We start from the raw sequence: 12,765 nt of genomic DNA on the forward strand, positions 1-12,765 counted from the left end.
ATTGCGCCGTTTGCTCACATACTACAATTGCAAAGGAGAATATGAAGAATTGAAAAAGATCCTCTCTCTGGCTTTGGCGGCCCTTATGGTCTGCCCCCTGCTCACCGCCTGCGGCGGCTCCGCCGGCAAATATCCCAACGGCGAGATTAACGTTCTCAACTGGGGTGAGTATATCTCCGACGGACAGGACGAGACGCTGGACGTGATTGAAAAATTCCAGGAAGATACCGGCATCAAGGTGAACTACACCGTTTGCCCCGACAACGAAACGCTGTATGCCAACCTGAAGCAGGGAGACTCCTATGACGTAATCATCCCTTCCGACTATATGATCTCCCGCCTGATTGCCGAGGAGATGCTCCTGCCGCTGAACTTTGACAACATTCCCAACGCGGCGGACGTGGACCCCAACTTTTTAAACCCCGCCTATGACCCGGAGAGCACCTACTCCGTCCCCTATATGTGGGGCACCGTGGGCATCATTTACAATACGTCCATGGTGAACGAGGCTATCACCAGCTGGCGTGCTCTGTTTGACGCAAAATACGCGGGACAGGTTTTGATGATCAACAACTCCCGGGACGCCATCGGCGTGGCACTGAAAACCCTTGGCTACTCTTACAACACTACCGACCCCGCCCAGATTGCCGAAGCCACAGACCTTCTGATTCAGCAGAAGAAGGACGGCATCGTTCAGGCCTATGTCATGGATGAGATTTTTGACAAGCTGGAGGGCGGCGAAGCCGCCATGGGCGTGTATTACGCAGGAGACTACCTTTCCATGCACGACAACAACGAGGACCTTGCCTTCGTACTTCCCTCCGAGGGGACCAATATCTTCACCGACGCCATGTGCATCCCCGTGGGCGCCGCCAATCAGGAGAACGCGGAGAAGTTCATCAACTTCATGTGCTCCACCGAGGTGGGCGTCGCCAACTGCGAGGCCATCGGCTATTCCACTCCGCTGATGAGCGTTAAGGAAGCGCTGGACGCGGAAATCACCGCCGACCCGGTTGCTTATCCTTCCGACGAGGTGCTGGCAGGCTGCGAGGCGTTTTTGAATTTGCCCGAGGCCACGTTGAAGCTCTACGACTCCGAGTGGCTGCGGTTGAAAGCCTAAAATGATCATTTTAAAGCGGCGGGGAAACCGGGATCCGGTTTCCCCGCCGCCTGCATTCTCCAAAAAATCCGGTCCCATCCGGTTTTTTCGTTTTTGCCCTTGTAAGGCAAAGGGCTTATCGGTATAATGAACACACACAATTCAACACACAAAGGAGAATGCAAAAATGGTAACAATCGGAACAACCTACCGCCGAGAGCAGGTGGTCACGGACGCGCTGACCGCTTCCGCCGCCGGGTCCGGCGCGCTGCCGGTGTTTGGCACGCCGTTTATGGTGGCCCTGATGGAAACCGCAGCCCTCAACTGCTTGCAGCAGGGTCTTGAAGAGGGCAAGGGCAGCGTCGGCATCCGTCTTGAAATCAGCCACGACGGGCCCACCCCCGTGGGCATGAAGGTCTGGGCGGAGGCCGAAGTCACCGCCATTTCCGAAAACGGAAAAATGGTGGACTTCAAGGTCACGGCCTGGGACGAAAAAGGCCCCATTGGAAAAGGAACCCACACCCGCGCCGTCATCGACAACGCCCGATTCCTCGCAAAGTGCAACGCCAAGTTGGGCGGCTGAGAGCCGTCCTCTCCGCCCCGCCGAAATTCGGCGGGGCGGATTTTTTGTCTTTTTATACCCCGCCCCGCTGTGGAATTTCCCTTTCAGGAATCTGCACCGCCCCCCTGACGTGGACAGTCTTGCAGCACAGCAGTCAGGTCAGCGGATGGATAGGTGGGTGGCGTTTCCTCACAATCCCTGCCGGCACCGGGGCAGCTTCCTTTATCGGCCCTGCTCCTGCTCACGGTTGTACTCTTCCAGTTCCCGGATGCCGTTGATAATCGTCGCGTCGGTCACCTCATAGGGATAGACTCGCACGTCAATGCCCTTCAGGGCCTTGTCTGCCACCTTTTGCAGGTCGTCCTCCGTGGCATGGATATCTGCAAGCTTTGTGGGCAAACCGATGGATTTGCTGAACCGAAACACCTCGTCCCGCTCCTCATACTGCTTGTCAACGGTGAGCAGCACCAGAATTCCATAGGCCACCACCTCGCCGTGGAGATGGTGAAACTCCTCTGTGGAGGGCAGAATCGTAAAGCCGTTGTACACCGCGTGGGCAAGGCCCGTGGTGTAGTCCACCTGCACAAAGTTGGAAACCATGCCGGTGGAAACGATGATGCCAAGCACTGTCTCCGTCAGGTCGGGGGTCACGGTGTTTGCTTCGCAGTCATTAAGCGCCTGCTTTCCGAAAATTTTCAGGGGCTTTGCGCACATGGTGCTCAGGGCGATGCCCATACCGTCGGAGTGGCGGGGCGTGTGCCCCCGGGAGGAGACGGTGCACTCATAGTGCTTCGCCATGGTGTCTCCAATTCCGGCCCAAAGATATTTGACGGGGGCCTCCGCGATAATCTGGGTGTTGATGAACACATGGTTTGCCGGGACCTTGGAGAAAGAGTATTCCCGCAGGCTTCCGTCCGGATGGTAGAGAATGCCGAGGCTGGTATATGCCGCGCAGGTGGAGGCGATGGTGGGGAAGGTGAAGAAGGGCTTCCCTGCCCGCTGGGCCAGCACCTTGGCGGTGTCGATGGCCTTTCCGCCGCCCACGGCGAAAATCATGTCCGCGTCCTCCGTGTCGGGGGTGAGGCGTTCAATATTTTCAACAGAGGCCTCTCCCCCGTTCCACAGGCAGCGGACAACCTCCACAGAGGAACCCTTCAGCGCGGAAATAATTTTCTCCTGCGCCGCCGCCATGGCCTTTTTTCCCCCGATCATCACCGCCTTTGTGCCGTAGGCGGCGCAGACGGCGGAAATGCCATCATACGCATCTGCGCCAATGGTATAGCTTGGAATGAATGTTCTTTCCATTTTTTATCTCTCCTTAACCCTTATAGCCCGGATTTTCCGCCAGGAATTTGCGGTTTTTGTAGATTCCCACAGTCAGCATGGGGATGATGACCACCGCAATGCCAAGATACCCGCAGTATCCATAGCCGTATTTGATGATGTTGGTCAACCCCGCGAAGGAGATGCCCATGGACACGGCGATGATGGACGCGGCGATAATGCCGTTCTTTATCGCAGGATTTTGAATGCCCTTGAAAACAGAGACATTTTCAAACTTTGCCACAAACCCGAAGGTGGTGGTGACGCCGGTGGAAATCAGGCACAGCAGCAGGCAGGCGGCATAGGCCACTGTGAGCCACGGAATGCCGATCTCGCGGCAGACGGTGAGCGTAGGAATGACGGTCCCGCCCTCCGCAGCGGTATAAAACCCCTGCCAGGACAGCAGCATGAAAACCGACAGGGTCAAAGCGGCGGCATTCATGACGAAGGCGATGTTCATGGATTTGTTGCAGCCCCGCTTATCTGAAAGCGGCTTGCCGCAGGCCAGCATAGTGGGCAGCGTGACACACTGGAAACCCGCGTAGACGAAGGCGTTCAAAATCGCCTTGGGAAGCATGGAAAAGCCGGTGCTTTGGAAGCTGGCGGACATCACGGCGGAAACGCTCTCCCCCTTGGTAATGCCGATAGCGTAGATGCTGATGGCAGTGACCAGAATGGCCATGCCCATATAGGTAGAGGCCAGACGAACCAGATTCGCTCCGAAAATGGTAAGCGTCAGCACCAGTACGCCCACCGCCATGACGCTGAGGGCATAGGGAATCCCAAAGTAAGCGTTCAGCGCCGAGGCCGCTCCCGAAATGGCGGCGGCAATGGCCATGACCACCATGATGTAGAAAAACACCTCGAAAAGCCATTCAATCTTTTTGAAGGGGCTGAAAATGGCCTCAAACAGCTCTTTGTAGGATTTGAGGTTCCGGGAATTGTAGAAGAACATGGCCTCCCGCATAGTCAAGGACATGAGGAGCACCGCCAGGATGGCGGCCACGGGGCCCAGCCAGCCAAGGCCCACGTAATAGGTGTTGGCCTGATTTCCGGTGGCAAAGCCGCCTCCGGCGTGGGCCGAGAACAGGACCGAGCCCACGGAAAAGGCGAGGAAAAACGTGCTCTTTCTGGATTTCATATCGGGATTTGGAATTGCCGTCGGTGTTGTCGCTGCTGTTTTCATGTTGACCTCCCAAATACTGTCCAAGAAGACGCAAAAAATCCTTCCGTCTCCTTGCGGTTTAGCAAAGAGACGAAAGGATAAAATCCTTACGCGGTACCACTCTTCTTCATTCTTGCGAATGCACTTTACGAGGTACTGACATACCTCTGCCTTCAATAACGGGGGCTTCCGTCCGCGCCTACTTATGTGTTCGGCGCGGCCATTCCGTGACCAGTTCGGCAGATTGCGCCCTGTTGCCTCGCACCAGACGGCAACTCTCTGAAAGGACAATGCTGCTTACTACTTCACATCTTCATGTTTGAACGTATCTTAGCAAAGGCCCGGTGAGAAGTCAATAAAAAACTTTTTATTTTTCACCGAATATCGCTTCGGCACAAAATTTCAGCGCTTATCCCGATTTTTTATAGGCGGATTGCACAGGCGGAACGAAATAAAATGCCTATTCATTTCTTATGGGCGCGGCGGGAATTTAATTGTACCCGCCGCGCCCTGCCAAACGCCCCTATTTAAGTCACCTATGAAATCCCGTGCTAAAAGCGAACCGGATTCAGTTCATTTTAGTAGTCAGCAAAAAGCGCCGAAGATGGAGGGCTCCGGGTTTTCCAGCTCCTCGTTTGTAAGCAGCTTGTCGAATCCGTAAATGACTCTCCCCGATAGGGTTTCTCCCCCGCCCAGCGTGACCGCCCTCATCATGGACTGACGCACGAGGACAGACCCCATCTGCGGCTCCACGCAAAGAGAAGACAGATTTCCGTAGGCCGAAACCGCAAGCCCCGCCTGAATATTGGCCAGCTCTGCCATGGGCTTTACCTCATCGTCCCCTGAAATAAAGGTGAAGGAAGACCCGTCCACAGGCTGAAACGCCATGTCGGCATAAGGCGTATCGCTGATGGGACAGACCTCCCCTTCCACCAGCACCGTGGGGCAGAAGGTCCGCGTAACGTAGCCTTCCAGCCCACCGCCCTCCAGCATTCGGAATGGAAGCTGGCAGGTGAAATTGACTGCCGCCTGTTTTTCGGGCGTCACATATAAATCCACCACCAGACGATTCAAATTGACCCACATGATGCGGACCCCCGCGGTCATGGCGCAGCCGCTCTCCTCTGCGGAGGTGGCGCAGGACAGCAAAACGTAGTTGTCGCCAAGCTCCTCCACCTTCCAGACCTTGTGGGCCAGCAGCCGCGCATAGTCACCGGTAGCCGCGCCAGCGGCAATCCCCCACATGGTCGCGGGAGCCTGCTCGTACTCGGCCAGCGTCTCAAAGCCATCCAGCAGATTTTGAAGAACGCCCCGGCGATTATGAATGAAAATTCCTTTGAGAAAACACCCGTATGTGGAAACCTCAACGTAGTCATTGGTGTTGTTAGGAATGCGGAAAAGCTGCACCGCCTGCCCGTCCGCCGTCACGCCGAACGGGATCTCTTTTATGCTCTGCTCCATATCTTTCAATCCTTTCTGATTCAAAGTCTTTATTCTGAAAATTTCATCTGACGTTAAGAGAAGCAAAACAGATGCCAGCCGCCATATCGGAAAGAAAAATAAAAAAATTAAAATATCCGCGACTTGGCATCCAAAATGCTATTACAAAAAGCGGACAGGATTTATCGGGCCGAATCAGCCCGGCAAGAAAGTCCTGTCATTGAGAGGAAGGGACAGTGACATCATGGAAAACTATGACTGGGAAAGTATTGTTGAGCGGCTGACAAAGCTGCTGCGCCTGCAAACGCCTCCTGTTGCCATGAAATGGATTAAAACGGAGGAGGAGCTTCAAAGCATTCCAAAGGTGCGGATTCATAAGAAGCATCTGCCGCCGTGCACCATTGTGGGTCATGCCGCTCAGTATAACTGGACCAGCGCCTGCAAGTCTGAAAATGTGCACGCAAATTATTGCCGCGGAATCAACGGAATGTTTGAACGTGATGAAAAGTGGTATTCCGGTGAAATCTTCAACGGCGTCTGGTTTAACAATCTTGAAGCAGCGAAAGCGCACAATCTGGCGCTAAACTGCGTACCGCCGGAGTACATCGCCGTGGTAGCGTCGCCTCTGACGGCAGGGCGGATCGAGCCGGACGTATGCGTGCTGTACATGAGCCCCGCGCAGGCATTTATGCTGCTGTCGGGCTATCAGTTTGAGGACTATAAAAAGCTGAATTTCACCTTTGTGGGCGAGTCCACCTGCTCGGACTCCTGGGGAAAGACTTTTTTGACGGGAGAGCCGTCCATGAGCCTGCCGTGCTATGCGGATAAAAAGTTTGCCGGTATGGGGGAAAACGAATTGCGGCTGACCTTTTCCCCTCAGGATTTGGTGCGTGCGGTAAACGGTTTGGAAGGGCTGAGTAAAAACGGCCTGCGCTATCCCATTGCATCTTACAGCCTGACCTCCGACATTCTGGAGGGCCTTCCCCAGAGCTATCTGGAGTTTTGACGCGATCCCCTGTTCTTCAAAGAAAATCTCTGCGCTGAAAAGGCAAATAAACGAATCGGAAAGGAAACTGAATCATGGCTAAAATTATGTACGGCAACTACAACGATCTCCCCTGGATGCCCAACCACAGAAAGGATGTCGACGGCAAGGTCATGTGCTACATGAAGTGCTTTGCTATGGAGGCCGCCAACATGCATATGTGTCTGGGTCAGATGTTCAACGGAATGCCCATCGGCCCCCATACCCATCCCAACGAGCAGATTGCAACCGTCGTCAAGGGCGAGTGCGACTACTGGGTGGACGGCGTTCCTTATCGCCTGTCCCCCGGCTGCTGGGTCAACGTTCCCCCTCACTATGTGCACTACGCACAGGTCTATCGCTCTCAGGGTCCGTGCTACCAGATGGATATCATGTCTCCCAAGCGCTCCTCAAGCTGCGACGAGTACAAGGCGTGGCTGAAATCCGAATATGATATCGACTGGGATGCAGGCGGCCGGGAGGTTCCCGACCTGACTGAGCCGCAGGATACCGGCGCTGAGGTCAGAGGATAACTTTTTCACCCTCCGCAGGAATTTTCAATGAAGAACATTTACGTACGGAGGCCTGTGAAAACCGGCCTCTGTACTTAATTAAAAACACCGCGGCCCGTCTGCCGCCAAAAAAGGTGCGTCAGGCGGGCATGGAAAGGATAGATACGATATGAAAATGCGTAATTTGGTCCGGGAAAAAATTGCGGAAAACGGCTATGCGCTGGGTGCTTTTGTGGCTTCCGGTTCGGCGGTAAACTGCGAGATTCTCGGCCTTGGCGGACTGGACTTCGTAATGATTGACTGTGAGCACGCAGAGACGGATGCGGAAAGCATCGTCCAGATGTGCCGCGCCTCGGAGCTGTACGGCATGGCGCCGCTGGTCCGGGTTTATGACCCGGACGACGCGCCCATGATGAGCCGAATGCTGGACGTGGGTGTCCACGGCGTGATGGCCCCGCTGGTGGGAACTCCCGCACAGGCACAGCACGCAGTGCAGTACTTAAAATATCCTCCCCTTGGTAAGCGCGGGGCCAACGGCGGACGCGGTCCCCGCTGGGGCGCATACGACGACTATGTGAAAAACGCCAACGACAATACCCTGTGCATTGTTCAGTGCGAGTCCCTCGAGGGCCTGAACAATATTGAAAAAATTGCCGCAACGCCGGGTCTGGACGCAATTTTTATCGGAACAGGCGACTTGTCTCTGGAAATGGGCATTCAGTTTAAGGCCGATTCCTCCGCCAATCATCAGGTGGAAGCGCCGGAGATGGTGGCGGCAATTGATCGGATTTTGGCGGCCTGCAAGAAAAACGGCGTGATTCCCGGCATTGTGACCGCCAGCGCCGACGACGCGGCCAGACGCATCCGTCAGGGCTTTCAGCTTGTCACCTGCATGAACGATCTCGGCTTTTTCCACAGCCGCACCAAGCAGCACTTTCAAGAGGTCAGAAAGCTTGTGAAGGAATAAGGGAAAGGAGCATTTTTATGAAAAACAATAAGGTAATTTTGACTGCCGCCATCACCGGCGCGGTCCACGTGTCCAGCATGAGCCCATACCTGCCCATTACGCCGGAGGATATCGTCGCTCAGGCGGTTGGCGCGGCCCGTGCAGGCGCCGCTGTGGTCCATCTCCACGCAAGAGATCCCAAAACCGGGGAGCCGTCCTCCGATCTCAAGCTGATGCGTCAGATGGTGAGCGCTATCAAGGCAGAGTGCGACGTGATCATCTGCATTACCACCGGAGCAAGCCAGATGATGACGGTGCAGGAGCGTTTGTCTGTGGTCCCCGATATGAAGCCGGAGCTGGCCTCCTGCAACGCGGGCTCCATGAATTTTGTTCTGGCGGGACTTGTCCCGCAGTTGACGGACGACGCCCCCGCGTGGGAGAAAACATATCTGGCGGGCACTTACGACAACGTATTTGCCAATACCTATCAGGGGCTGGACACCTACATTCACACCATGCAGGAAAACGGCACCATTCCAGAGTTTGAAGTCTATGACGCAGGCATGATCAACAACATTGCCTATTTCAAAAAGCAGGGAATTTTGAAGTGCCCCATTTATCTGCAATTTGTTATGGGCATTCAGGGCGGGCTCCCCGCATCGGTGGACAATCTGGTGTTCCTGCGCAACACCGCCGAAAAGCAGCTTGACGAATTCAACTGGTCCTGCGCGGCTGCCGGAAGACATCAGTTCCCTATGATTACGGCGGCAATGGCCATGGGGGGCAATGCCCGTGTGGGCCTTGAGGATAACCTGTACATCCGCCCCCGTGTACTCGCCAAATCCAACGCGGAGCAGATTCAGGCCGCTGCCGCAGCGGCGCACATTCTCGGCCGGGAGGTTGCCACAGCGGAAGAAGCCCGGGCGATTTTGAATCTCAAGGGCGCCGATCAGGTGAATTTCTAAGATACATTTACGAAATGGAGGAGCATGCGTGGCAAATAAACAGGTGATTTCCGCAAAGGAAGCGGCGGCGTTAATACCCAGCGGCGCAACTATTATGATCGGCGGCTTTCTGGGCTGCGGGCAGGCCCATGCAATTATCGACGAGCTGATTAAATCGGACAAGGGCGACTTTACCCTGATTGGAAACGACATGGGCCGGGAAGTCGGCCCCGGGGGCGAGCCCTATTACGGCGTGGCCGGCCTGATTCACTGGCGCAAGGTGAAGCGGGTCATTGCCACTCACGTGGGCATGTCGCCCGAGGTGGGCCAGCAGTCCATGGAGGGAACGCTGGAGGTGGATTTGGTCCCTCAGGGGTCCCTTGCGGAAATGATTCGCGCCGGGGGCGCGGGACTGGGCGGCATCCTGACGCCGGTGGGCGTAGGTACCGTTGTAGAGGAAAGTCCTCTCACTGACCGTAAGCTCTCGATTGACGGCAGGGACTATCTTCTGATGAAGGCGCTGAAAGCCGACGTGGCGCTGCTTGGCGGCTACAAAACCGACTTGAGCGGCAACGTCTGGTATAAGGGAACCATGCGCAACTTTAACGTCCCCATGGCAGGCGCCGCCAAACTGGTAATTGTGGAGACGGAGCAGTTGGTGAACATCGGCGAAATTCAGCCGGAAGATGTGATGACCATGGGAATTTTGGTGGACTATATCGTGGAGGGGGGCGCAGCGCAGTGAACGCAAAGGAAGTAATTGCCGCACGGGCGGCAAAGGAATTGAAGAACGGGGACATTGTGAATCTGGGCATCGGCCTTCCGACCATGATTCCCACCTTTCTGCCAAAGGACATTGAGGTGACGATTCACGCGGAGCTTGGCATCGTCGGGGCCGGCGGGCGGCCCGGTGAAGAAGAGGGACACTATGCGCCTTATCATGTGACGGACGCGGGCGGAGCCCCCTCTTCCGTCCTTACCGGCGGCGCCTTTACGGATTCTGCCACCAACTTTGCACTGATTCGCGGCGGCCATGTGGACGCCTGCATTTTGGGCGCGCTGGAGGTTGACGAGGAAGGCAGTCTGGCAAACTGGATTATTCCCGGCAAAAAGATGCCGGGAATGGGCGGCGCCATGGATCTGTGCGTGGGGGCTAAGCAGTGCATTGTCGCTATGGAGCACACGGCCAAGGGGAAGCCCAAGATTCTGAAAAAGTGCACACTGCCCTACACGGCGGTAAAGTGTGTCACCACCATCATCACGGAAATGGGCGTTATGAAAGTCACGGACGGAGGATTGCTACTGATGGAAATCAATCCGGAATACACGGTGGAAGAAGTCTGTGCAGCCACCGACGCCCCGCTTCATGTGGCGGACAACCTGCAACCGATGCTGGGGGCCTAATACGCCAAACTCAAAAGAGCTGCTTTCCTAAGACACTGCCTTTTCCACGCTGCGGATGAACCTTGCGGGGCTGTCCGATAAGTCATTTTTATATCACGCCCTTAAAAAACGAGTTGAAAACAACTTGCGTTGGCAGTCCCTTTTTTTCGGGGGACAGAGCGGCTCATGTCCGAACAATGGGACAAGTCTTTAAACCGCCTGCAATTGTTGGCTTTATTTGCTCTTACTGCCCCTGAAAAGTTGTTGTGAGTTTTTCACCAGATATTATTTGGAAAGATGGCACAAATATTGCTATACTTACAAACGTGGGATGACACCTTACAGGGAGTCTAATCAGCCAACAAACAAAATCACATGAAATTTGAGGAGGAGAATTATGACAGACGAAAGAGAGATTCTCAAGGGGATTCTGGATATTCATGTCCATGCGGGCCCCTCTGTGGCTAATCGCGCGGTGGATGCCGCCGATATGCTGAAGGAGGCCGTTGTGGCCGGTTATCGCGGATTTCTGGTCAAGGACCATTACTTCCCCAGCTGCATGGGTGTCAAGATGGTTCAGGAGCACTGCGACGCCCGGGGCGTTGAGATTTACAGCTCTATGGCACTGAACAATTCCATCGGTCTTTTCAACACGCTGGCAGTGGACGCGGCAATTAATATGGGCGCAAAGATTATCTATTTCCCCACGGTATCTTCAAAAAATCACATCGACCACCACAAGGGCACCTTTGTGGGCGCGGGCAAGATGTCTGTCCCCGAGACGCCGGTTACCTATGTGGATGAGAACGGAAACATGGACGACAAGGCCGTGGAAGTCCTCAAGCTGCTTGCGGAAAAGGACGTGGTTCTCGGCACCGGCCACGGAACCGCCTGGGAAATCGATCATCTGGTGGAAAAGGCCACGGAGCTTGGCGTAAAGTATATTCTGGTCAACCATCCCCAGTTCCACATTGGCGCAAGCTACGAGCAGATGACCAAGTGGGCCAATCTGGGTGCATTCATCGAAATCAATGTCTGCGTCTTCACCTGCGGCTCCAAGCTGGGCACTCTGGGCGACGAAGTGATTGGTGAAATGCTCAAGGCAGTTCCGCTGGACCGCATGATTCTGGACTCCGACATGGGGCAAAACGGCAACGGCTCCCCGGTGGAGGGCATGTACCGCTTCATCCGTGTGCTGATGGACAAGTTTGGTCTCAGCGAAGAGGACATTAATCTGATTACCAAGAAGAATCCCGCGCTACTGTTGAATGTGTAAATAAAACACTTTATGGAGGAAATTATGAAGAAGAATCGTGTAAAACCCTTGCTGTCGGCAGCTATGGCACTATCTATGCTCTTTCTGACTGCCTGCGGAGGCAATTCCTCTTCCGGTGCAGCTTCTGCTTCCGGCAGCGCCACCCAAGGTGACGGCGAGCCCGTCAGCATCGTCTGGGGCAACTACGGCAGCAGCTCCATGCCCCAGTATTCCGCCGACCAAGATGCAATTGACTACATGCAGAAAAACAGCAACATCACCATTGACTATCAGGCCGACGGCGTCTTGGGCGGCGAAGCCGACATGATGCAGCAGATTATGGACGGTACCATCCAGTGCGTGACGGTTACCACCAGTTCCTTTAATACTTACACAAACCTGTTTGAGGCTTTTCAGCTCCCCTTCCTGATCAGTGACTACGAAAAGGAATATCAGGTCCTGACCAGCGATGCCGCTCAGGCGATTTTTGACCAGGTGGGTGAGGATCTGGGGCTGAAGATTGTCGGCGTGGGCGAAAACGGCATGCGGCTGTTTGCAAACAACGTGCGTCCCATCACCAGCGTTGCCGATCTGAAGGGACTGAAGCTGCGCATTGCCAGCTCCAACATGCTGGAAGGCGTTATGAAAGATCTGGGCGCCAGCCCCGTCACCGTGCCTTACAGCGAGGTCTTCACCGCTTTGCAGAACAACGTTGTTGACGGCGAGGAAATCAACATGACCTCCATTTACGCCATGAACCATTACGAGGTGCTGAAATACGTCTCTGAAATCGGTTTGTATCCCTTCCCCTCCATGCTGGTGATGAACCTGGATTTCTGGAACAGTCTGAGCGCCGACCAGCAGGACGCCATTTTGACCGGCATGGATCTGGGCGCCCAGAATCTCTTCAGCAAATACCTGCCCAATTATGAGATTCAGGCCGTGGCTGCCTGTCAGGATAAGGGCGTTCAGTTTAATACGATCGAGGGCGATGCACGTCAGGAGTTTGTTGATATTGCCACCAAAACGTGGGATGCATACCGTGAAAAAGATCCCAAAATCGCCAACCTGATTGATATGGCACAGAGCTTGCAGTAAACGCGCAATCTGTT

At 54.8% G+C, this 12,765-nt stretch carries 13 protein-coding genes and 1 other annotated feature; of the genes, 10 read left to right on the top strand and 3 right to left on the bottom strand.

The window, feature by feature from the left end; translation table 11 throughout:
- Positions 1 to 49: 49 nt before the first annotated feature.
- On the top strand, positions 50 to 1,120 hold the full coding sequence (locus ABVS15_RS04035; protein WP_369282465.1) for a PotD/PotF family extracellular solute-binding protein: 1,071 nt from the start codon (positions 50 to 52) through the stop codon (positions 1,118 to 1,120).
- A gap of 166 nt (positions 1,121 to 1,286) precedes the next feature.
- On the top strand, positions 1,287 to 1,682 hold the full coding sequence (locus ABVS15_RS04040; protein ID WP_369282466.1) for a thioesterase family protein: 396 nt from the start codon (positions 1,287 to 1,289) through the stop codon (positions 1,680 to 1,682).
- 201 nt (positions 1,683 to 1,883) lie between these two features.
- Here ABVS15_RS04040 and ABVS15_RS04045 read toward each other — a convergent pair whose 3' ends face one another.
- From ABVS15_RS04045 to ABVS15_RS04055, 3 genes are all read right to left on the bottom strand, one after another.
- Positions 1,884 to 2,966 carry an iron-containing alcohol dehydrogenase family protein gene (locus tag ABVS15_RS04045; protein ID WP_369282467.1) on the bottom strand — a complete coding sequence of 361 codons (1,083 nt, stop codon included), beginning with the start codon at positions 2,964 to 2,966 and terminating at the stop codon, positions 1,884 to 1,886.
- Positions 2,967 to 2,979: 13 nt separating this feature from the next.
- Positions 2,980 to 4,170 (bottom strand): hypothetical protein, encoded by a 1,191-nt coding sequence (locus ABVS15_RS04050; RefSeq protein WP_369282468.1) that lies wholly within the window; start codon positions 4,168 to 4,170, stop codon positions 2,980 to 2,982.
- 62 nt (positions 4,171 to 4,232) lie between these two features.
- Positions 4,233 to 4,472 (bottom strand) — a binding site (T-box leader).
- Positions 4,473 to 4,734: 262 nt separating this feature from the next.
- On the bottom strand, positions 4,735 to 5,610 hold the full coding sequence (locus tag ABVS15_RS04055; protein WP_369282469.1) for a hypothetical protein: 876 nt from the start codon (positions 5,608 to 5,610) through the stop codon (positions 4,735 to 4,737).
- A gap of 223 nt (positions 5,611 to 5,833) precedes the next feature.
- On the opposite strand from ABVS15_RS04055, the gene ABVS15_RS04060 reads away from it, so the two are divergent.
- The 8 genes from ABVS15_RS04060 to dctP all read left to right on the top strand — a co-directional run bounded on the left by ABVS15_RS04060 (position 5,834) and on the right by dctP (position 12,751).
- The gene (locus tag ABVS15_RS04060) at positions 5,834 to 6,595 is read left to right on the top strand and encodes a DUF169 domain-containing protein (protein WP_369282470.1); all 762 of its coding nucleotides are present in this window, start codon (positions 5,834 to 5,836) and stop codon (positions 6,593 to 6,595) included.
- A 74-nt stretch (positions 6,596 to 6,669) separates the two neighbouring features.
- Positions 6,670 to 7,146, top strand: a complete 477-nt coding sequence (locus ABVS15_RS04065) for a cupin domain-containing protein (RefSeq protein ID WP_312280220.1) — start codon at positions 6,670 to 6,672, stop codon at positions 7,144 to 7,146.
- A 148-nt stretch (positions 7,147 to 7,294) separates the two neighbouring features.
- Positions 7,295 to 8,092, top strand: a complete 798-nt coding sequence (locus ABVS15_RS04070; RefSeq protein WP_369282471.1) for an HpcH/HpaI aldolase/citrate lyase family protein — start codon at positions 7,295 to 7,297, stop codon at positions 8,090 to 8,092.
- Between the two features lie 17 nt (positions 8,093 to 8,109).
- Positions 8,110 to 9,036: a 3-keto-5-aminohexanoate cleavage protein gene (locus ABVS15_RS04075; RefSeq protein WP_369282472.1), complete on the top strand. Its 927-nt coding sequence runs from the start codon at positions 8,110 to 8,112 to the stop codon at positions 9,034 to 9,036.
- 28 nt (positions 9,037 to 9,064) lie between these two features.
- Entirely contained in the window at positions 9,065 to 9,760 is a 696-nt protein-coding gene (locus tag ABVS15_RS04080) for a CoA transferase subunit A (protein WP_369282473.1), read from the top strand.
- Entirely contained in the window at positions 9,757 to 10,419 is a 663-nt protein-coding gene (locus tag ABVS15_RS04085) for a 3-oxoacid CoA-transferase subunit B (RefSeq protein WP_369282474.1), read from the top strand. Before ABVS15_RS04080 ends, ABVS15_RS04085 begins: the two co-directional genes overlap by 4 nt.
- Positions 10,420 to 10,795: 376 nt before the next feature.
- Positions 10,796 to 11,674 (top strand): DUF6282 family protein, encoded by an 879-nt coding sequence (locus ABVS15_RS04090; RefSeq protein WP_369282475.1) that lies wholly within the window; start codon positions 10,796 to 10,798, stop codon positions 11,672 to 11,674.
- 24 nt (positions 11,675 to 11,698) lie between these two features.
- A complete protein-coding gene (gene dctP, locus ABVS15_RS04095; RefSeq protein ID WP_369282476.1) occupies positions 11,699 to 12,751 on the top strand; it encodes a TRAP transporter substrate-binding protein DctP in 1,053 nt (350 codons plus the stop codon).
- Positions 12,752 to 12,765 lie beyond the last annotated feature (14 nt).

It is taken from the genome of Oscillibacter sp. GMB15532 (genome assembly GCF_041020825.1).
Classification (GTDB): Bacteria; Bacillota; Clostridia; order Oscillospirales; family Oscillospiraceae; genus Oscillibacter.

Coding starts and splice junctions, on each gene's coding strand:
- ABVS15_RS04040 (WP_369282466.1), top strand. CDS start 1,287: ATGGTAACAATCGGAACAACCTACCGCCGAGAGCAGGTGGTCACGGAC.
- ABVS15_RS04045 (WP_369282467.1), bottom strand. CDS start 2,966: ATGGAAAGAACATTCATTCCAAGCTATACCATTGGCGCAGATGCGTAT.
- ABVS15_RS04050 (WP_369282468.1), bottom strand. CDS start 4,170: ATGAAAACAGCAGCGACAACACCGACGGCAATTCCAAATCCCGATATG.
- ABVS15_RS04055 (WP_369282469.1), bottom strand. CDS start 5,610: ATGGAGCAGAGCATAAAAGAGATCCCGTTCGGCGTGACGGCGGACGGG.
- ABVS15_RS04060 (WP_369282470.1), top strand. CDS start 5,834: ATGGAAAACTATGACTGGGAAAGTATTGTTGAGCGGCTGACAAAGCTG.
- ABVS15_RS04065 (WP_312280220.1), top strand. CDS start 6,670: ATGGCTAAAATTATGTACGGCAACTACAACGATCTCCCCTGGATGCCC.
- ABVS15_RS04070 (WP_369282471.1), top strand. CDS start 7,295: ATGAAAATGCGTAATTTGGTCCGGGAAAAAATTGCGGAAAACGGCTAT.
- ABVS15_RS04075 (WP_369282472.1), top strand. CDS start 8,110: ATGAAAAACAATAAGGTAATTTTGACTGCCGCCATCACCGGCGCGGTC.
- ABVS15_RS04090 (WP_369282475.1), top strand. CDS start 10,796: ATGACAGACGAAAGAGAGATTCTCAAGGGGATTCTGGATATTCATGTC.
- dctP (WP_369282476.1), top strand. CDS start 11,699: ATGAAGAAGAATCGTGTAAAACCCTTGCTGTCGGCAGCTATGGCACTA.